This is a genomic window from Cupriavidus sp. SK-4 (genome assembly GCF_000611125.1).
GTDB classification, from domain to species: domain Bacteria; phylum Pseudomonadota; class Gammaproteobacteria; order Burkholderiales; family Burkholderiaceae; genus Cupriavidus; species Cupriavidus necator.
On sequence record NZ_JFJW01000009.1, the window covers coordinates 19,950 to 40,000 of the forward strand.

The following is a 20,051-nucleotide window of genomic DNA, read 5'->3' on the forward strand; positions in this document are numbered from 1 at the left end:
CCTAGTCTCAGGTTGGCGAATGTGGTTCGATTCGTGTCCCGGGACATACGACGCCGCACTACTGCCCGGAACGTCGTTACAGCTTAGACTTGGGTTGATGATAGGTCTATTAGCTATTTAGGCCTTGATCCATACTCCACCAACTATGATTTGAGATGCACCTGCAGGGCGTTGTTTTGCGGCGCGGCGTCGCGGATGAACTGCAGGAGCGCTGCCTGAAAAGCGGAGAAGCGCTTGTCTTCCCGGTACACCACGTAGGATGGAATCTTCATTGGCAAGTCGGGGCGATCAAGGACCACCAGGTCTCCGCGTGCCACATCGGCGCGGATCGAGGAAGCAAGCATGAAACTCAGCCCGATGTCCTGCCGGACCGCGTGCTTCATCGCTTCAGGATGCCCCAGCTCCAGCACGACCCTGCGGTTCTCGAGGCCATGCTTGCGCAGATGCGTGTCCTCCAATTCACGCCTTGCCAGATTCCGTGGCGTGCTGATAAAGGGCACCTGATGAAGGTCGAGTTCCCTTGACGGTTGTTTGACCCAGCGGCTGCCCGGCGCGCATACCAGCAAAAGGTCTTCCTCCCACAGCGGAATCGCCGTCAGCCCATCCAGATCTTGCTTTGCCGTCAGCAGGATTACCGCAAAATCGCAGCCCCCTATGCGCGTCGCGTCCACTGCCGCTTGCGGGTTTGAAATCTGAACGGTCACCAGTCCGTTGGGGTGCTGCCGGTAGAAATCCACTATCAGTGGCGGCAATGCATAGGAGCCGATCGACATCGACGTTGCAACGACCGCGTTTCCGGCACCCCCGCCCTCAAGTCCTGCGAGCTCCCGCTCGATTTCGCGCGTCCGCGTGATGACTTCGGTCGCCCAACGATAGACACGCTCTCCTGCTTCGGTGAGCGCGATGTTCCTGCCGGCACGCGCCACCAGGGGATACCCCAGCCGGGCCTCCATGCTGCGCAGGTGCGCAGTGACGACGGGTTGCGCAATGCACAGCCTGTCGGCTGCGCGCGTCACACTGCCGAGCTCCGCCACGGTGCAGAAAACTTCAAGTTTCTGGAAAGTGAGATATGGGTCGAATCCGCGCACGCGCCTCCTCCATGCATAGCTGGATTGCTATGTGATTACGGTATAAGAACTATTTGAAGATATGGATGAGGTTACCCACAATTGCAGCCACAAACAACATGGTGGCCTGGCATCAGGCCCTCGCAGGAGACAGCATGGACTGCACGACCTTTATCAATCGCGTTTCTTGCCGGCCCCGCGGTAAGTCATGCCCTGCCTCGGAAAGGGCACCGTTGGCCAAGGTCGCAGCAGCCACGCTCGCGGCAATGCTCTGGTCAACCGTAGTGGTCCAGTCCGCCTTCGCGGCAGAAGACTATCCCACCAGGCCGGTCCGCATTGTTGTGCCCTTTCCCGCCGGCGGCGGAACGGACAGCATTGCTCGCGTACTCGCAAAATCCTTCACGACGGATACAGGACAACCTTTTGTCGTAGAAAACCGCGCCGGCGCGTCCGGGAACATCGGCCTCGATGCCATCGCGAAATCGCAAGCAGACGGCTACACCATTGGCCTCACCACCAGCAATCTCACGATGAATGGTGCGCTGTACAAGCGGTTAGCCTTCGATCCGCAGCGAGATTTCCAGCCGGTCTCGCTGATTGCCTCGTCCCCGCTCGTCATTGGTGTATCGAACACGCTTGGCATATCGGCATTGTCGGCCCTTCGCGCCAAAGCGAAAGCGTCTGGCCAGCCGCTCGCATACGCATCGTGCGGAAACGGCACACCGCAGCATTTCGCCGGCGCCATGCTCGCCGCGGCGTGGAATGTACGCTTCGTCCATGTTCCCTACAAGGGCTGTGCGCCGGCATTGGTCGATGCGTTGGGCGGCCAGGTGCCCATCTTTATCAGCACGGTAGCCAATGCGCTTCCGTATAGCCGCGATCCCCGTATCGGAGTGCTGGCGGTCACCGGTCATGACCGCAGCAGGTACATTCCGGCGATACCCTCAACGTCGGAACAAGGCGTGACCAGCCTGGATATGCGCGTGTGGTTCGGGCTCATTGCCCCGAACGGCCTGCCTGAGCCCGTTCTGAAGAGACTGGTCGCGCTCACGTTGGCCGCAATGAAAAAGCCTGAGGTGCGCAAGATCCTCGAGGCCCAGGGATATGACGCGGTGGGTTCAGATCCGGCAACTTTTGCCGCGACAATCGCGACCGAAATCCCGTTCTGGAAGCAACTCGCGGCGAAGTACGCGATATCTCTCGAATAGTGCTTGCTTGCTGCCCGTTCCGGCAGCACAGAAACGTCAATCCACAAGTCGTACTTGGACCTGGGAGCCGACGCGGACATGCGCCGCACCGCCTGCCTCAGTGCGCCCACTCGCGCCGCGCTCACTGCGCGGCGCAGCGTTTTCCACCCTGCGTGCAATAAAAAAATGGAGGATTCCATGAGAAGAACACTGTGCCTCGGCATTCTGCTGGCGACATCGGCACAGCTTGCCGCCGCGCAATCGTCGGTTACGCTCTACGGCGTAGCCGACATCGGCCTCGAGTACCTCAGCAATGCCAATGCGCAAGGCGACAAACTGTTCCGGATGACCTCGGGCAATGTGTCCGGCTCGCGCTGGGGCTTGCGCGGCGTCGAGGACCTCGGCGGCGGCGCCAAGGCGGTCTATGTCCTGGAGAGCGGATTCGACCTCGACGCCGGCACCTCCAGCCAGGGCGGCCGGCTCTTCGGGCGACAGGCCTTCGCCGGGCTGGAAAACCAGTGGGGCCGCGTCACACTCGGGCGGCAGCAGAATGCACTGTATGACCTTCTGATCAACTATGAGCCAATGGTGCTGGCCGCGCACTATTCCGCGCTGATGATGGATCCCAACTTCGTCGGTCGCTACGACAACACTGCCAAGTACACAGGGAAGTTCGGGCCCGTGACCGCCGTCGCGCTGTACAGCTTTGCCAGGGGTACCACCATCACCAGCGGCGGCGCCAGTTCGCTTGCCAGTGAAACCGCGGGCGACCTCAAGAGCGACCGCGCCTTCGGCGGCGGGCTGGAATACGCGGGCGGCCCCTTCGGCCTGACCCTGATCTACGACCAGCAGCAAGGCACGCGCGGCCTCACGGGCCAGAATTCTGGACAGCGCGACCGCCGCCTTGCAGCGGCCGGCAACTTCAGCTTTGGCAGTTCCACGCTGTTCGCCGGCTATCGCTGGTTCAGCGGCAATATCGGGCTGGCGGCGACCGCGCCAGGCCGCCGGAACGATGTTTATTGGCTGGGTTACCGCCTGCAGGCCACACCGGCCCTGAGCCTCACAGCGGCCGGCTATTACTTTAACGACAAGCGCTCTGGCCAAGACCCGTGGAGCCTGGTAGGGTCAGCCAACTATGCGCTGTCCAAACGCACCGACGCCTTCCTGACCATCGGCTATGCGCGCAACAGGGACAACTCCAATCTCGGTCTGAACGGCTTCGGCAGCACCATCGCGGCCGGGCAGAACCAGACTGGCGTCACACTGAACCTTCGACACAAATTCTGACGGCGGCCCGGCCGCTCGCAAGCCCGATAAGTTACTTGAGCAGCCGTTGGCTTAAGCTGACCACGACACCGAGTCCACCAATGACCGCAATCACGGAAAAGTGGTCAAGGTTTGCGAGAAGATTTGCCTGTTGAGCCAAGGACTGCGCGACCAGCGCCACGGCGACTCTGCCTGCGTCCGCTTGCCCGAGTACGGTCGACACCTGGCTTGCCAGGTGGTCGACAGCCTGTAGATAAATGGGGTTGCCGAGATGGATATTTCTGGCCAGCGCGTCGTAGTGCACTGTCGACCGCCATTGCTGTCCGATTGTCGCCAGACTGATTCCTAGCGCCAGACCGATCTGCGCCAGCATATTTTTAGCTTGCTGGGCATGGGAGAACACCGTTTCGTCGTACTGGACATCCCTGAATGTCTGGATTGCAGCATTGGCCATGACAAACATCATGAAGACCCCGTTTAGCAGCAATGCCGGCAGGATATCCAGCCAGAGGTTGGCTGCAGGCGTGAGCCCGGACAGAAGCCAGCCGAACGTCGCCAGCGCGCCGAAGCCAATCACAAAGAATTTACGAGGACTCGGATACTTTGGCAGAAGTCGCGCCAGGATAAACCAGCTGACGAGAGCCGAGGCCAATCCCATTGCCTGAAACTGCCCAACAGTCTGCCACGGATACCCAAGTGTCCGTTGCAACAGGGCGGGAAGCACATAGTTATCCGCACCGAGAATGACGTAGCAGCAGGTGAAAAGCAGAACGCCTGCGACATAGCGTGGATTTAGCAGCGCCCTGACTCTGATCAAAGGAGTCTCGCGTCGATGCTCGGCGCTGACATAGTAAATGAGAGCAACGACTGCAACTGAAGCGGTCAAAAAAATGGGAATGCCGTCGCTGTAGAAATCGTAGTAGGTCCGTTGGAGCGAATAAAGCAGAAGGAATGCACCGCTAGCCAGCAACATTAGCAAGACGGGATGCGATTGCGACTTATCACTGTCACTTGACGACGGCGACTCACCATCGAAAACCGCCGTCACCAGTACAAACACTACCGCTGAGGCGCCGACCACGATCCAGAATATCGAACTCCAGTTGTCGTTCGCCACCGAAACCGATGCCAACCACGGCGCGGCCGCGGTACCGGCGGCGAGCGCAACAGCGAACGCCTTGATCCCGGTAAATCTTTGTGGGCCAGGATGAATGTGATTGACCATGATGCGCGCCGAGGTCATGAATGACGCCCCACCCAGTGCCATCACGAGACGGCCAAGAAGGAATTCACTATAAGCTTGACTTGATCCGCAAATGACCGCTCCGATCATGAAGGTGCTCAACGAGTACTGCAAAAACCTACGCCATCCCAGGCGCTCTACAAACCAGCGCTGCTGGGATATAGCCATGACGGCAACGCTTGCGTAGGCTGCGCTGACCAAGCTGAATTCTTCTGGCCCAGCCCCGATCTCGCCCATGATCGGAGCAGACGCGAACGCAATCATGCCGGTCTGGAGGAACTCGATGCCGTTCAGCAGGAATATGGTAAGGAGGAGAAGCTGCGGCTTTCTCGATGGTTGGCTCACGATGACTCCCGATCTGGATCGATGTGACAACTAGAGATTCGCTTGGATAAGCTTGTCCACCATTTCGTCTGCGTTCGCGAGTTCGTTGGCAAAAATATCTGTCTTGTAGGATTGCGGACTATGCCCTTTCTTCGCTACAGCCCTACCATCCCGCTTCGTGGTATTGACGATCACCTTCATCGACAGGCCAACGCGCAGAGGATGGGCGGCGATCTGAGATGAATCTAGCGCTATCCTCACCGGCACTCGCTGGACAACCTTGATCCAGTTGCCGGTCGCATTTTGGGCAGGGAGCAGGGCGAACGCACTGCCGGTGCCGGCATCCTGACCGACCACGACCCCTTGGTACTCAATCTCCCTCCCGTACACATCCGTAATCAGGGCTACAGGTTGACCAATGCGGATATGCCTGAGCTGGGATTCCTTGAAATTGGCGCTCACCCAAAGATGGTCCAACGGCACCACAGACATCAGTGCCGTGCCGGCATTAACGCGTTGCCCGACCTGGACGCTACGCTTGGTCACAACACCGCTTACTGGTGCCCGAATAGTTGTGCGTTGTAGTGCAACATATGCGTCTCGCACTTGCGTTGCCGCGCTCATTACGTCGGGATGTGATGAAACCTTCGTCCCGTCGATTTGAGCGCGACTCCCGACCAACTGCTGCTCGGCCGCTTCAAAGGCGGCCTTGGCGACGACGAGCGCGTCTTCGGCGTGATGCAGTTCCTCTCCCGAAATCGCTCCGCTCGCTACCAGAGCCTTGCGCCGCATGACATCTGCTTGCGCCTTGTTCAGATCCGCTGCCTTCAAGTCACGATTAGCCTTGGTCTGGCTTGCAGCGGCAAACTGACCGCGAACCTGCCTGACCGCTCTCGCGAGAGCAGCTTGAGCGCGGGCGAGCGAGAGTTGCGCGTCAACATCATTCAAGTGCACCAGTACCTGGCCCTCCGCGATGTAATCAGTGTTGTCTGCGCCAATCGCAGTGACGACACCGGAGATCTGTGGCGTCACCTGCACGATGTTCCCCTCCACGTAAGCATCTTCAGTCGTCTCCTGATTGCGTGCGGCGCCATACCAGAAAACTGCTACGATGGCCGAAGCGATTGCCACACCGACCGGAATCACAATGTTCAGCAGCTGGCGCTTACGCGGCTGATGACTTTTTGCCGTTGGTGCTTCAGGGTCGTTTTCCGGGTGTGCCATGTTTGCCTCGTATCCAGCATTGCCATGCTCGATCGGCGTTACTGCTCCGTACTTTCTTCCGGGACATAGCCGCCGCCAAGCGCGCGAATTAAGTCGACTGTCAATTCACGCCCGCGCGCCTCTTGCTCGACCAGAAGCCGCTTTTGTGTAAGTACCAGGCTCTCCGCAGAAAGCACCTGGAGGTAGTTACCGACACCACTCTTGTATCGATTCGTTGAGAGCTCAAAGGCTTCCTGCGCCAGGATGAGGGCTTGGTGTTGCTCGTCGATTTGTTCCCTGAGCCATTTCATTGACGTTAGCTGATTGACTACGTCGTGTACCGCGGCAATGAGATTTCCGTTGTACTGTTCGACCGCAATGTCATACTCCGCCTGGTGTGCCGCCAAGTTTCCCCGGAGGCGGCCTCCGTCGAAGATAGGAAGTGAGATCGCGGGCCCCACTCCTATGACGCGGCTGCCTGCGGTGAGAAGATCCGGCAATCCAAGACTCTGGAAGCCCATGAACGCTGTCAGACTAACGTTCGGGTAGAACTGCGCCTTCGCCACCTCGATGTCTTTACTAGCCGCTTCAACGCGCCACCGCTGCGCTACCAGATCAGGGCGCCGACCAATGAGTTCTGCGGGGATATTGCTCGGCAGTGAAACTGGCGTGGACAGGTTTAGTCGTGGACGGGAGATGGCCATGCCCCAGTCGGGGCCTTCGCCCACGAGCTGTGCAAGTTGTGCCTCCGTCAGCGCGATGAGTTCATTGAAGCTCGCGATGGCGCTTCGTGTGGCGGGCAGAGCGGCCTCTGCCTGCTTTAACTCCATTTTTGAGTCGATTTGTGCAGCAACTCTCTGCTGGGTAAGTTGCAGAATTTTCTCGCGCTCTTTCAATGTGGCTTCGGCAAGGTCTCTTTGCGCATAACCGTGCGCAAGCCTGAGATAGGTGCGCGCAATCGATGTTGTGATTAACAACTGTGCTGCGTGATAGTCAACTTCTATTCCCTGCGCTCGATTCAGGGCGGCTTCAAACGTTGCCTGGTTCTTCCCCCAGAAGTCTATTTCGTAACTGACGCCCAGGCTCAGATCGCTAAAGACGTCCCAGCTGCCGGCCAGTGGCTTCGGCACCGTGCTATTTGCACTGTATCGCTGTCGGGTGCTCTTCAAGCTCGCCCCAACTTGCGGAAAACGATTAGCACCGGCGACTCCAACAAGGGCTTCTGCCTGGCGGACGCGGGCCGCTGCCAGGCGTAGACTTGGTTGACCGCTCAATGCCCTCCGCTCGAGCTCGTCTAACTGGTGGTCACCAAACGTCGTCCACCAAGCTTCACTCGGCCAGGATTCAGGGGAGATTGAAGTGCTCTCCAAACTCCGACTGGTAGTCAACCGAGCCGCGGTATCTAATGCTGAATTCCTTGCCAGACCTCCGGAACTCAAACACGAAGCCAGCGTCACCGTCGCGGCCGATGCGAGGATCACCCTGAGCCCCCGCTGCAATAGTGAGGCTGGATATGGAACTGGTCTGGGATGCGTTCTCACGGTCAAACGTCACCGGATCTCAGGTTGGCAGAACCTCACGTCGAAGTTCTGCCAGTCTTCCAAGAACGCTTTTAGCCTTGAAGCGCTGTCATCAACACTTGCACCAATTGGCCGCCTTCTGGCGTAGCCCAGCTTCCGGCGAGTTCTGCAATCAGCTGGTTGGTGGTGGTCAGCGTCACGCCGCCTTTATCCATCCGCCGCAAGGCGATGTCATCGGCCATGACACTTGGTGAGCCACCACCATCTGCAACTACCTGAACTTCATACCCATCGCGCACCAGACTCAGCGCCGGATAGACCGTGCAGACGTCATTGGTGACACCGGCGATGATGAGCTTCTTACGGCCCGTAGCTTTGACGGCGGCGGCGAAGTTTTCATCGTCCATGGCGTTGACGATACCCAGGCGCTTGACGCGGGAAGCAAACTCGGCGGGCAGGATCTGCTCCAGTTCGCTCAACAGCGGCCCCTGAGCGTACTCCTCCATGCTGGAAGTCAGTACCACCGGGAGCTTCAGGATGCTTGCCGCCTTTGCGAGCATCAGCGCATTGCGTTTCATCTCTTCGAACGGAATAGATTTCACCCATCCCATAGTCCCAACTTGGTGATCAATCAACAGCAGCGCGGCATTGTTGGCACTGAATTTTTCGTACGTCATGATGAATCTCCTGGCTGTAGGGCTGGGGCACTAACGCCCCAGGATTGGGACTGGTTTCAATGTCGGTCGCAATGTTGTCGCTGATTCACGCTTGCTTTTTGTTGTAGCCGCATTCTTGTCGCCGCAGCCCCTCTAAAGCCAGATGGCTCAGTTAAAACCAATGTATAAACCTGGTTTATGCTTCTCCGGCGTGCAGCACAGGCAATCTGGTGTTACCGCGGGCGAAGACGGAGCACCTTCTGCGGTTGACCGACCAGGGAGAAACCTTGAAAGACTTAAACCTGCTTTATGTGTTTGAGGCGCTTTGGAGAGATCGATCGGTCACTGCGGCCGCGGAGAATCTGGGGCTCACCCAGGCGGCGGTCAGCAGCGCCCTGAAGCGGCTTCGGGCGGAGTATGGGGACCGGCTGTTCATGCTGGTCGGCCGGCGGATGGAGCCGACGCCTCTGGCCACGGCAATTGCGGGAGCGCTGCTCGACTCTCTGTCGACAATCCGCAAGACTACTGGCACCTTGATGCCCTTTGACCCAACGCATGCCAGGCGTCAATTCACGATGCGCACACGGGATATAGGCGAAGTCGTGTTGCTGCCACGCATTCAGCAGGAACTACTGCGTGCCGCACCGCAGAGCAGCATCCAGACCGTCTACGCGCCGATCGACGAAACCCTGTCCGCTCTTGCGACCGGCCGCATGGACGTTGCGGTAGGCTATCTGCCGGCTCTCGAACGCAATATCTACAAGTGCCCGCTGTTCCAGGAGGAATACATTTGCGTGATGCGGGCTGGCCATCCGCTTGCAACGAGACCCGACCTCCCCCTCGAAGCGTTCCTGGCACAGGACCATCTATTAATTACGTACTCGGGCAGTGGGCATATCCTTCTCGAGCGCGCCCTGCTCGAGGCCGGAGCAAAATCGCGCATCAAGCTGCGCATGCCGCAGTACCTGGCAGCTCCCCACGCCCTTCTTGCCTCCAATCTGATCTGGACAGCGCCTCAAGCCCTGGCCAATGTGCTGGCTCGTTTCTACCCTCTGGTCCTTCGCCCCCTGCCGTTGGCCCTGGAGCCATTCGAGATTGCACTTTACTGGCATCAACGCTTCCACAAAGATCCCGCGAATATCTGGTTTCGCAGCCTTGTCATCGAAGCGATCAAGGGCATCCCATGGCCGGAAGACCCAGCAGCGCCGCCTCAGAGATAGCGCATCGCGTCGTGCTCCCCATCCGCGTAAGGCGCGAAGAACGCCTGGAGCGCCCCGAGCATGGCCTCCGGTTTCTCTTCCGCCGGATAGTGGCCACTGCCCGCGATGATCACCGACTGCACGTTATCCGCCACCGTCCTCAGTTCCGCTTCCACGCTGCCGCCACAGGCCAGTTCGCCGGCGAACGCCAGCACTGGCAGCGTTAGCTTCGCACTGCGCGCACGTTCACGATTCTGAGGGATCGATTCGTCTATCGCCCGGTAATAGTCGAAGCTTGCACGAAGCGCGTTTGGATCGCGCCTGAGTTGCTCGATGTAGAACGCTCTCGCGTAGGCGGGAACAGCGTCGGGAGAGCCGGCCTTCGTCGCAAACTGGTGGCCGAAATAGATGGACTCGCGTCCCTCGACGAGGCGCTCATTGACCTCGCGCGCACGGTTGAAGTTGAAGTGCCAAAGGAAATCGCTCAGCCAACGTTCGTTGGGGAGAAGTGGTGGCGAGTCCGATACGCCTGGAATGAGCGCTTCACCGAGCGCGATCCGGTCTATCCGGCCAGGTTGGTCATACGCCATCGCGAAGCCAGTCCACATCCCGATGTCGTGGCCGGCCATAGCGAAGCGCTCAAAGCCTAGCGCATCCATCAGCGCGAACATATCGGCGGCGAGCGTCTTGGAGTCGAAACCGGTTGCCGGCTTGTCCGAGAGTCCCACGCCGCGGGGATCGACGGCGATAACCGTAAAGGATCGCGCCAACGGCAGCATCAAGTGCCGCCATGCGAACCAGTTCTGCGGCCACCCGCCAAGCAGTAGCAGCGGCGCCCCCTGGCCGCCGATGACGGCATGCAGGGTAAGGTCACCAGCCGGGACCAGATAGCTTTCAAAGACATCCGTAAATCCTGCCGCCAGTTGGGGAACATCGTGTACTGAGCCGTACCCGGCTGCGCGTTTCATCCTTTGAATCAACGGGATATTCATCAGGTTCTCTCTTTCTGCGGAAGACGCTGTACGTTCGCTCATGACCGGACGACGTCGCTTGGTGCGCCCGCATCATCGGCGCGCGAACGGGTCATCGGGGCCATGACCAGGCGGTTGGGCAGGGAATGGCGACCAATGCGAATGGGGGCAAATAGCTGGTTCATGCTGTGCTGTGCTCCGAAGTGATTGGTTGATGTAAAGCATCATCCGGCAAATCACTCGCGGGATAAATATGGCAAAATTGAATTGATTGATCCACTCATGGAGCAGTCAGAATGGAACTGCTGAACGACATGGCCCTGTTCGTGGAGGTCGTCAAAGCCAGGAGCTTTCGCCGGGCGGCCGAGGCAATCGGTGTGCCGAACTCCACACTGTCGCGCCGCATCAGCTCCCTGGAGAAGGCGATCGGGCTGCGCCTGCTGCATCGCACCACACGCAAGATCGAGCTGACCGAAGCTGGCCAGGTCTATTTCGAGCGCTGCAAGCGCATCGTCGACGAGGCGCGGCTTGCACACGAGCAACTCGGCGAAATGCTGGCGCAGCCCAGTGGCGTGCTGCATGCCTCGCTGCCGGTGGATTTGGCCAATATCTTGCTGGCGCCGCTGATCGCGGAATTCGCCCACCGCTATCCTGGCATCGGCTTTGAATTCGACCTCACGCCGCGGCGCGTCGATCTGGTGGCCGAGCCATTCGATGTCGCGATCCGCATGGGGGAACCGCCAAGTTCGAACCTGATCGCGCGCCGCCTCGCCCGCCTGCCCCGCTATCTTTACGCTTCGCCGCAGTACATCGAACGCTTCGGCGAGCCAAGCCAGCCGGCCGATCTTGTACGGCATGAGTGTCTGCGGCTGCGCACAACGGAAGCCAGCGCATGGACACTGAATGACGCGACGAAAACGGTTGAAGTCGCAGTCGGCGGCCGGTTCTTGCTCAACAGCGTGGGCATGATCCGGCGCCTCGCGACGCTCGACCTCGGCATCGCCGTATTGGCGGAAGCAATCATTGGTGACGACGTGGCCAATGGGCTACTGCGTCGAGTGCTGCCACAGTGGCAGGCCACACCCATCCCCGTCTATGCCATCACCGAGACGCGTCTGCTGCCGGCGAAGACGCAGCGTTTTATCGAGTTCCTGCGAGAGCGCTTGGAGCAGTGAGACCGCTCTCACCGGGGTCGCAACGTGCCATGACGATCCCGGAGTTGACCGGCGCTTCCGTGGCTCATTCCCTTCAACTGGCAGCGCCCTACTATTGATACAATCAATTCGTCCACCCCGACGCAACGATGAACAAGCTCTACTCACTGGACCTGAATCTCCTGCTGGTTTTTGATGCGATGCTCCGTGTCGGCAGCGTGTCCAGGACCGCAGAGGAGATGGGGCTGACCCAGCCGTCCACGAGCAACGCGCTCGCGCGCCTGCGGAATTTCTTCGGCGACCCGCTGTTCGTGCGTTCTGATGGTGCCATGAGGCCAACGCCGCTGGCCTTGCAAATGGCGGAACCGGTCCAGGAGGCGCTGGGACAACTCCGCCGGGCGATCGAGGACAAGCGGTACTTCGACCCGATGACCTCCTGTCGGCGTTTTTCCATCTGCATGAACGAAATGGGACAACGCGTCTTTTTGCCGAAGATCGTCACCCGCTTCGCCGAGATCGCGCCCGGGGTAGATCTCGAGGCTATGGAAATGACATCGCAGCTCGCGCAAGCGGCGATGCCAAATGGCGACGTGGACCTTGTTATCGGCTATTTTTCAGATTTCGGGCCGAGCTTTTTCCGCCAGCGCGTGACGACAGGTCATTACGTCGCCGTTGCCCGCAAGGGGCATCCCCAAATAGACGGTATCCTGACCTTGCCCGCCTACCTGAACGCCTCGCACATCTCCTACGTGCCTGCTCTCGGCAATCACGCCGCGCTGGAGGCGCTCCTCGCGGAAGAGTTCATGAAACACGGCGTGCGCCGCCGTGTCGCATTGCGCGTAGCGAATTCGCTCGGCATCCCGAAGATCATCTCCAGCACCGACCTGATCATGACCGTACCGTCCGTGCTGGCGCAGGCGTTCTGCGAAACGGCCCCCGTGCAGGTCTTCGACCTGCCGTTCGATATTCCGCATATCGAGATATTCCAATACTGGCACGCACGCTATCACCACGACCCTGCCAATCAGTGGCTACGCGCCCAGTTCAAGAGCTTGTTTCCCACCTGACACGCCGAACGGCATTGACATATCAATGCTCTGCTGATGCGTGCAGGGCACATTCCATCCGCGAGCTGGCCTGATCCTGGCGATTTCCGCCTCGCACCTCACGACTCCCCCCGGTATTCACTGTGTCAATACCTTACATTGACGCCACTGCATAGACGCACTGCGAGTCGCGCCCTAACCTCCCATCGCATTCCCGAAGAAGGAGGAGACGCGATGAAGATATCTCAGCTGTGCCCGTCAGCGCATGTTAAGACAGCGCCCAATTCCCCGATCGCAGCGGCTTGGGGGCTCTTGTCATGACCAGGCACACGATCACCCTGCTGCCCAGTGGCAACCAGTTCGAGTGCGACGACGGCGAGACGATCCTGAAGGCCGGCCTGGCTGCCGGCCTGCTCATGCCTTTCAGCTGCCGCTCTGGTGTCTGCAACACCTGCCGCGGCACCGTCAAGCACGGCAAGGTTGATTTCGGCAATGTCCACCCGACCTACCTCAGTGACGACGACAAGCGTGCCGGCAAGGCGCTGCTGTGCTCGGCCAAAGCCATCGGCGACTGCAGCATCGAAGTCGGCGAGCTGGACCCCGCGGAAGCCTTCCCGGTGCGCCGTTTGCCGTGCCGCGTCCTGCATCTCGAACGGGTAGCGCCAGACGTCATGCTGATCACCATCGGCCTGCCGCCGAACGAGCCAACCGTCTTCAAGGCCGGCCAGTACGTTGACTTCCTGCTCAAGGACGGCACACGCCGCAGCTACTCGATCGCGACCGCCCCCGCCAGCGAAGGTGTAAGGCAGTTTGACCTGCACGTCCGCCTCGTTCCCGGTGGTCGCTTCACGGAACACGTGTTCAACACGATGAGGCTGCGCGAAACCATGATGCTGGAAATGCCGCTCGGGTCCTTCTACTGGCGCGCGCGCAGCGACAAACCGATGATCATGCTTGCTTCGGGCACCGGCTTCGCACCGATCAAGTCCATCATCGACCACAGCATCGCGTGCGGAAACAAGCGTCCCATCACCCTCTACTGGGGCGGTCGCACACGTGCATGCATCTACATGGCTGCGCTTGCCGAGAAATGGGTCGCTGAGCACGACCACATCAAGTTCATTCCTGTCGTGAGTGACGCCACCCCGCAATGCAACTGGACCGGTCGCAGCGGATTCGTGCACGAGGCGGTCATGGAAGACTTCCCCGACATGTCCGCCTGTCAGGTGTATGCCTGCGGCGCGCCGGTCGTGGTCGATTCCGCCCGCCGCGATTTCACGGCGCGGTGCGGCCTTCCGGAAGGCGAGTTCTACGCCGATTCTTTCATCAACGAAGCAGACCGGCAGAAAGCCGCAGCTTGAGCTGCCCGGCAATACTGAGGAGACAACACCATGGAAATCAACATCGAAGATGCCATTCCCGCGGACTTCACCGCGCCCGTCCCAGAGCGCAATTCGCACGTAAAACCCTTCTGCCTGGGACATGGCACACTGGAATGCTACAGCCTGAAGGAGTCCCGCAAGTTCTACGAGGAGTTCCTCGGCCTGGAGTGCCGCCGCCACGCCAAACCGTCGATGTCGGTTCGCCTGGGTATGCGCTTCCACATTGTGTGCGTGGAAGTCGGCGACGCGGTCCACCCCTGCAACGTGCTTAACCACTGGGGGCTGGACGTCACGTCGCGCGAGAGCGTGGACGCTGCCTACCAGGCGGCGCTCAAGTACAAAGACCAGTACAAGATCCGCCAGGTGCTGGAACCGCACGAGCAGCACAGCGTGTACTCGTTCTACCTGGAAGACCTGGACCACAACTGGTGGGAAATCCAGTACTACCCGAACGGGTTCCAGCATGACGACTTCTTCGATTTCGGGGACCGGTTCTCCGACGACGAAAAAGCCGACCTCAACGCGCTTCCTGAACTCAATATCTTCGGAAAGGCAGACTAAATGATCCAGCTCGTTACTTTCAAGGTGCCCGAGGGCGTGCGCACCGGCATGATGACTAACGGCAAAATTTACCCGTCCCGCGCCTACCACGACATGATCGAAGTGCTCGCGGACTGGTCCAACGCTTCCACAAAGCTCGCGACGCTTGGCCCCAAACTGGCCGAGCGGGAAGACGTAAAGAATGCCGAACTGGTTGCGCCGCTTCCGGCGCCGCGGAACATCTATTTCGCGGGCGCGAACTACAAGGACCACGTGGAGGAAATGAGGGAGCGCCTCAAGCTCAATATCAACCCCGATCCGAAGGGCAGCGGCGAGAAACCCTGGCACTCGCTCAAGGCGACCGGATCGAGCGTGGTGGGTCCCGGCACCAGGGTGGCGCTGCCCGGCGGGTCGACGATGCTCGACTGGGAGGTGGAACTGGCGGTCGTCATCGGCAAGCCTGCAAAGGATGTGTCGCGGGACCAAGCGCTTGACCATGTCGCTGGCTATACCGTCGCCAACGACCTGTCCGCTCGCGACCACATCTTCCGCCCCGAAGCGGCAGAGACCTCGCCCTTCCGCTATGACTGGATCGGCCAGAAGTCATTCGACGGTTCCTGCCCGATGGGCCCGGCCATCACGCCTGCGCAATTCATCGGCGACCCGATGAACCTGAGCATGAAGCTGTGGGTCAACGGCAGGCTCAAGCAGGATTCCAACACCAACCAGATGCTGTTCGACATCGCCGACCAGATCTCCCATCTGTCCTCGCGCGTAACGCTCCTCCCGGGCGACGTTGTCCTGACGGGTACGCCAGCCGGGGTTGGCATGCCGAACAGCGACTTCCTGAAGCCGGGCGATGTCGTCAAGCAGTGGATCGAGAACATTGGCGAGTTCGAGTTCACGATCGCATAAGCGGCGTAGCGATTGAGACTAGCGGGCAGCGCCGGCGCACGTTGACGCCGGCGCTGCCATTAATGGAGAGGACTTAAGGATGTATCAGAAGATCAGTCTCGGTATGGCGGAACTGAAGCAGGTAGCCGACGCTGCCTTGGCCTATGCCAGCGCAAAACAGTGGGTCGTGACGATTGCCATCGTCGACGATGGCGGCCATCTGCAATGGCTGCAGCGGGCTGATGGTGCCCCACCCGCAACCGCTTACATCGCAGCCGCCAAGGCCCGCACGGCGGCGATGGGCCAGCGTGAAAGCAAGTTCTATGAAGATATGGTCAATGCAGGTCGGCAGGCGTTCTTGACGGCGCCCGGCCTGGATTGCCTTCTGGAAGGCGGCGTGCCAATCATGGTCAACGGTAGCTGCGCCGGGGCGATCGGTGTGAGCGGCGTCCGCTCCAACGAAGATGTTGAAATCGCACGCGCTGGCATCGCTGCGCTGGCCTAGCCCGCCTGGCGCGGGCGGCCAGTTTTCCCCACGCGCCAATCGTCGACGCAGCTAACGACGCGGCGTGCCAATCCTGCGGATCGACCGCAGGTAGAGAATGACCGCGTGGCAGTGCCAGGGTGGAAGCGGTTTGCGCGCATGCGTTTCGACAACGAAATTGGCCGGAAATGTTCTCGGCAACATTTCCGGCCTTTCCTCGTTCAAGCGAGCCCTATGCGCATTTCAGGAGATCACTTCCACCAAGCTCTCGGTGTCTGAGTCTCCCAACCCTTCGGATACCGCTCTTTCATAGTACTGCTTCGCGCTGCCTAAGAACGTAAGTTCCATTCCCGACGCCAACGCGTCGTCGTGGATCACGTTGATCACGTCGAGCAGCATCGATACCGTGCCCGCACCCTTACCGTAGGCGCCGCTGGCCATCGTCTTGCCGCGCATCCCGAGTACACCGGACTGCGCGATCGGCGGGATATGGTCGAGCAACGTGCCGATGTCGAGCCCCGATCTCTTCGCGTAGACAACCGCCTCTGCCGCGGCGACCGTATGTACGGCGAGCAGCATGTTGGACACGTACTTCAGTTTGGAGCCGTCGCCGAACTTTCCCACGTAACGGGCGGCGGCGAACTTCCGCAGTTCGTCTTCGACAACGCGGCAGGCCTCCTCCTCTCCGCTCATGTATACCACCGCGCGACCCGCTTCGATCAGTGGCGGATTGCCCATGACGGGAGCGTCAAGGAAGATTGCTGATGCACGCGACAAGCGGTCGCGCACCTTGCGCTTAAGCTCGATCGGCGCTACCCCGAGGTCGACGAATGTCTGACCGGCCCTGACGTGCGCGAGCACATTACCTGCGCAGAAAAACAGGGATTCTAGCGCCGCGTCTGGCACGCACGACAGCACGATGTCCGACTGGTCGACCAACTCCGCCGCCGACGCGCAGTGCCGGCCGCCGGCCTCAACAAAGGCGGAGTTGTCAGCACGGCGATAGCCGAAGGGCACTGTACCCGCACCAATGAGCTTGCGGGCGATGGCCAGGCCGATGCCACCCGTTCCCAGAATTCCAATAGATGTCATCTCTTCTTAACCAAGTTCGAATTTTCCGGTGGAATAGTTGAGAGTAAGGCGTAGGCCGCCTTCCATCAGCATCCAGGTGAGCAACTCGTATTCCACGGCGCCAGCAGCCACAAACGGGTCAGTATCGCCGATTGCTATCGCTTCCTGCTCATCGGTCGCACGCAATACAGTCATGCCGCCGCCAGCACCACGCGGCCGGCCGCGCACGATGAATGGGCCAGAGGCGAAGATCACTCCCTCGCGCTCCTGCGCGATCATCCATTTCAAATGAAGCGCGACGAGTTCATCGGTCAGCAACTCGGCGCGCACGGTCCGGCGTAGCATCACATACAGTTTCTGGTTGAGCATGCCGGCAATCAATGAATCTACAGGCGAACGATCAGACTCCAAGATATCGCTCCCAGATCTCCGGCTGTTCAGTCAGCTGCGCGCTGCTCCCTGTCCATCCGATCCGTCCGCTTTCGATGAAGTAGTGACGATCAGCTAGGTCAATCAGGTTCTGGATGTACTTATCGATCACCAGGATCGACTGGCCTTCCTTCTTCACCTCGTGCAGGCAGCGCCAGATCTCCTGGCGGATCAGGGGCGCCAGCCCTTCGGTCGCCTCGTCGATCAGCAGAAGCCTGGCGTTGGTCAGCAGCGCCCGCGAAATGGCCAGCATCTGCTGCTCGCCCCCAGAGAGCTGGAAGCCCATGTTTCCCTTACGCCTTTCCAGGACCGGAAACAGCTTGTATATCCGCGGCAGGGTCCACTGGCCCCGGCGCGCGAACGCAACGAGGTTCTCGTATACCGTCAGGTTGGAAAAAATCCGGCGGCCTTCCGGCACCAGGCCGATCCCATTTCGACTGATGCGTTCCGGCGCCATCCCGGCCACCTCGCATCCGTTGAAGCGCACACTGCCGCGCCTCGGCCGTAGCAGGCCGGAGATGGCCTTGACGGTCGTGCTCTTGCCCATGCCGTTGCGGCCGAGCAGCGTTACCACTTCGCCTTCATCGATGAAGAGGTCGACACCGAACAGCACCTGGCTCGCGCCGTAGCCGGCCTCAACCGACGTCAGTTCCAGCAGGCTCATATCACTCTCCCAGATAGGCGCGCTTTACTTCCGCGCTGCTCTTGACTTCGTCGGGTGATCCATTAAAGATCCGCTTTCCCGCCACAAACACCGAGATCTGATCGGACAGCCTGAAGACTGCGTCCATGTCGTGCTCGATCAGCAGGATGGACAGGTTCTTTCCCTTGAGGCTCTTGATGAAGTCGACAAACCAGGGTACCTGGTTCGGGGATAGCCCGGCCATCGGCTCATCAAGCAGCAACAGGCGCGGCCTTAGCGCCAGCGCGAGCCCGATTTCCAGCTGGCGCTGCTGACCATATGACAAGTGGCAGGCCTGGGTATGAAGTTCGTCCGCCAACTGGATGCGGTGCGCAACCGAAACCACTTCCTCGCGCAGTTCTTCGACCAATGCCTTACCAAAGAAGCGGAAGCTTGCCTTCAGCCGCGACTGAACGCTGATGGCGAGATTCTCGAACACCGAGAGATTGCGGAAAATGCTGGTGATCTGGTAAGAGCGTACCAGGCCCATGTCGGCGCGCTCGGCCATGCTCAGGCGTGTTATGTCGGTTCCGTAGAATGCAATGGATCCCTTATCCGGATGCAAACCGCCGGCGAGCTGTGATATGAACGTGGTCTTGCCTGCTCCGTTTGGCCCGATCAGCGCGTGGATCTGGTTATCCGTGATGTCGAAGTCGACATGATCGGTGGCCATCAGTCCGCCGAAGCGCTTGACGAGGCCCCTTACCGATAAAACTTGCTCAGCCATTACCCACCTCGCTCGACGAACGGCGCTGCGCCGCATGCGGGACGCGGACGCGCCACCGCAGGCCGGTCAATCCTTCCGGCACACGCATGACAACCAGGATGACAAAGACGCCCAAGGCGATCTGCCAGTATCTGGTCAGGTGTGGCAGCACTTCTTCCAGCACACAAAAGACGATGGCACCTACAGCGCCACCCCAGAAGTTCACGCTGCCGCCGAGGATCACCATCATGAGCAGGTTGCCGGACTGCAGCCAGCTGAACAGGTTCGGGCTGGCATAACTGTTCTGGTTGGCCAGCAGTGCACCGGACAGCCCTGCTGCGGCACCGGCGATCGCGAACACCATCAGCTTGTACCTGTAGGTGCGGTAGCCGAGCGCCTGCATCCGGGTTTCGTTCTCCTTGATGCCTTTCATCACGCGCCCCAGCGGCGACCGGATCAGGAAGCGGAAGAACAGGTTCGCCAGGACCACGGTAGCGAGGACCACATAGTAAAACGTAACGTTGTCACCAGTATCGAGACCGAAGCCAAGCCTGGAGCGGTGCGCCATGTTGATGCCCTCGTCGCCACCGTACATCTTCAGTGATTCGAACAAATAGAAGGTCATCTGGGCGAACGCAAGCGTGATCATGATGAAGTAAGCGCCTTTCGTGCGCAGCGAGATCATCCCGATCACTACCGCCAGCAACGCCGACACCATGACGGCAATCGGCCAGGCGATCCATGCGGAATCCGTACCAGGCACCAATCCGACCGGTGCGGTCAGTTCCTTTGACAAGATGGCCACCACGAAGGCGCCGGTGCCAAAGAAGGCGGCGTGTCCAAAAGATACGAGGGCCAGCTCGCCGACCAGCAGTCGCAGGCTGGTTGCGGCCAGGGCCAGGATCAGCACGCGCGTGGCAAAGCCGACATAGAAGCTGCCGCCGAACGCCTGTGCCATCGCGGGGAAAGCGAGCAGAAGGACGGCAAGCAGTGCCCAGGCAATGTGAGAATGAGATTTCATGACAGC

20 protein-coding genes and 1 pseudogene are annotated in these 20,051 nt (G+C 59.9%); 9 read left to right on the top strand and 12 right to left on the bottom strand.

Going from position 1 to position 20,051, the window contains the following annotated elements:
- Window positions 1-143: 143 nt before the first annotated feature.
- Window positions 144-1,088, bottom strand: a complete 945-nt coding sequence (locus CF68_RS01785; RefSeq protein WP_035815626.1) for a LysR family transcriptional regulator — start codon at window positions 1,086-1,088, stop codon at window positions 144-146.
- A 134-nt stretch (window positions 1,089-1,222) separates the two neighbouring features.
- On the opposite strand from CF68_RS01785, the gene CF68_RS01790 reads away from it, so the two are divergent.
- Together CF68_RS01790 and CF68_RS01795 are read left to right on the top strand one after the other, a co-directional pair.
- A complete protein-coding gene (locus CF68_RS01790; protein ID WP_084186991.1) occupies window positions 1,223-2,275 on the top strand; it encodes a tripartite tricarboxylate transporter substrate binding protein in 1,053 nt (350 codons plus the stop codon).
- Between the two features lie 177 nt (window positions 2,276-2,452).
- Entirely contained in the window at window positions 2,453-3,541 is a 1,089-nt protein-coding gene (locus CF68_RS01795) for a porin (protein WP_013959608.1), read from the top strand.
- 31 nt (window positions 3,542-3,572) lie between these two features.
- Here CF68_RS01795 and CF68_RS01800 read toward each other — a convergent pair whose 3' ends face one another.
- From CF68_RS01800 to CF68_RS01815, 4 genes are all read right to left on the bottom strand, one after another.
- Window positions 3,573-5,108 (bottom strand): MFS transporter, encoded by a 1,536-nt coding sequence (locus CF68_RS01800; protein WP_035815627.1) that lies wholly within the window; start codon window positions 5,106-5,108, stop codon window positions 3,573-3,575.
- A 30-nt stretch (window positions 5,109-5,138) separates the two neighbouring features.
- On the bottom strand, window positions 5,139-6,311 hold the full coding sequence (locus tag CF68_RS01805) for an efflux RND transporter periplasmic adaptor subunit (RefSeq protein WP_035815628.1): 1,173 nt from the start codon (window positions 6,309-6,311) through the stop codon (window positions 5,139-5,141).
- Window positions 6,312-6,349: 38 nt separating this feature from the next.
- Window positions 6,350-7,831, bottom strand: coding sequence for an efflux transporter outer membrane subunit (locus tag CF68_RS01810; protein WP_369798840.1), 1,482 nt, complete (start codon window positions 7,829-7,831; stop codon window positions 6,350-6,352).
- A gap of 71 nt (window positions 7,832-7,902) precedes the next feature.
- A complete protein-coding gene (locus CF68_RS01815) occupies window positions 7,903-8,487 on the bottom strand; it encodes an isochorismatase family protein (protein WP_013959611.1) in 585 nt (194 codons plus the stop codon).
- Between the two features lie 266 nt (window positions 8,488-8,753).
- Between CF68_RS01815 and CF68_RS01820 the strand changes: the two genes are divergently transcribed.
- Window positions 8,754-9,686 (top strand): LysR family transcriptional regulator, encoded by a 933-nt coding sequence (locus CF68_RS01820; protein ID WP_051591359.1) that lies wholly within the window; start codon window positions 8,754-8,756, stop codon window positions 9,684-9,686.
- On the opposite strand, the gene CF68_RS01825 is transcribed toward CF68_RS01820, so the two are convergent.
- Together CF68_RS01825 and CF68_RS36930 are read right to left on the bottom strand one after the other, a co-directional pair.
- Complete coding sequence (locus tag CF68_RS01825; RefSeq protein ID WP_051591356.1) at window positions 9,677-10,657, bottom strand: alpha/beta fold hydrolase; 981 nt, start codon at window positions 10,655-10,657, stop codon at window positions 9,677-9,679. The genes CF68_RS01820 and CF68_RS01825 overlap by 10 nt on opposite strands.
- 50 nt (window positions 10,658-10,707) lie before the next feature.
- Window positions 10,708-10,821, bottom strand: a pseudogene (locus tag CF68_RS36930) (alkene reductase); the annotation flags it as partial.
- 111 nt (window positions 10,822-10,932) lie between these two features.
- On the opposite strand from CF68_RS36930, the gene CF68_RS01830 reads away from it, so the two are divergent.
- From CF68_RS01830 to CF68_RS01855, 6 genes are all read left to right on the top strand, one after another.
- A complete protein-coding gene (locus CF68_RS01830) occupies window positions 10,933-11,811 on the top strand; it encodes a LysR family transcriptional regulator (RefSeq protein ID WP_035815629.1) in 879 nt (292 codons plus the stop codon).
- Between the two features lie 128 nt (window positions 11,812-11,939).
- On the top strand, window positions 11,940-12,857 hold the full coding sequence (locus tag CF68_RS01835; RefSeq protein ID WP_035815631.1) for a LysR family transcriptional regulator: 918 nt from the start codon (window positions 11,940-11,942) through the stop codon (window positions 12,855-12,857).
- 296 nt (window positions 12,858-13,153) lie between these two features.
- Window positions 13,154-14,197 carry a CDP-6-deoxy-delta-3,4-glucoseen reductase gene (locus CF68_RS01840; protein ID WP_035815633.1) on the top strand — a complete coding sequence of 348 codons (1,044 nt, stop codon included), beginning with the start codon at window positions 13,154-13,156 and terminating at the stop codon, window positions 14,195-14,197.
- Between the two features lie 30 nt (window positions 14,198-14,227).
- Window positions 14,228-14,779: a VOC family protein gene (locus tag CF68_RS01845; protein ID WP_035815634.1), complete on the top strand. Its 552-nt coding sequence runs from the start codon at window positions 14,228-14,230 to the stop codon at window positions 14,777-14,779.
- Entirely contained in the window at window positions 14,780-15,673 is an 894-nt protein-coding gene (locus CF68_RS01850; protein ID WP_035815635.1) for a fumarylacetoacetate hydrolase family protein, read from the top strand.
- Between the two features lie 79 nt (window positions 15,674-15,752).
- The gene (locus CF68_RS01855; RefSeq protein WP_035815636.1) at window positions 15,753-16,157 is read left to right on the top strand and encodes a heme-binding protein; all 405 of its coding nucleotides are present in this window, start codon (window positions 15,753-15,755) and stop codon (window positions 16,155-16,157) included.
- A 222-nt stretch (window positions 16,158-16,379) separates the two neighbouring features.
- On the opposite strand, the gene CF68_RS01860 is transcribed toward CF68_RS01855, so the two are convergent.
- Genes CF68_RS01860 through CF68_RS01880 form a run of 5 tightly spaced genes read right to left on the bottom strand, consistent with a single transcriptional unit; the run spans window position 16,380 to window position 20,045 of the window.
- A complete protein-coding gene (locus CF68_RS01860) occupies window positions 16,380-17,228 on the bottom strand; it encodes an NAD(P)-dependent oxidoreductase (protein WP_035815638.1) in 849 nt (282 codons plus the stop codon).
- 6 nt (window positions 17,229-17,234) lie between these two features.
- Window positions 17,235-17,618 carry a YciI family protein gene (locus CF68_RS01865; protein WP_035815639.1) on the bottom strand — a complete coding sequence of 128 codons (384 nt, stop codon included), beginning with the start codon at window positions 17,616-17,618 and terminating at the stop codon, window positions 17,235-17,237.
- The gene (locus tag CF68_RS01870; RefSeq protein ID WP_035815640.1) at window positions 17,608-18,300 is read right to left on the bottom strand and encodes an ABC transporter ATP-binding protein; all 693 of its coding nucleotides are present in this window, start codon (window positions 18,298-18,300) and stop codon (window positions 17,608-17,610) included. Before CF68_RS01870 ends, CF68_RS01865 begins: the two co-directional genes overlap by 11 nt.
- Window position 18,301: 1 nt before the next feature.
- Window positions 18,302-19,045: an ABC transporter ATP-binding protein gene (locus tag CF68_RS01875; protein ID WP_035815641.1), complete on the bottom strand. Its 744-nt coding sequence runs from the start codon at window positions 19,043-19,045 to the stop codon at window positions 18,302-18,304.
- Window positions 19,038-20,045 (bottom strand): branched-chain amino acid ABC transporter permease, encoded by a 1,008-nt coding sequence (locus tag CF68_RS01880; RefSeq protein ID WP_035815642.1) that lies wholly within the window; start codon window positions 20,043-20,045, stop codon window positions 19,038-19,040. Before CF68_RS01880 ends, CF68_RS01875 begins: the two co-directional genes overlap by 8 nt.
- Window positions 20,046-20,051: the final 6 nt, after the last annotated feature.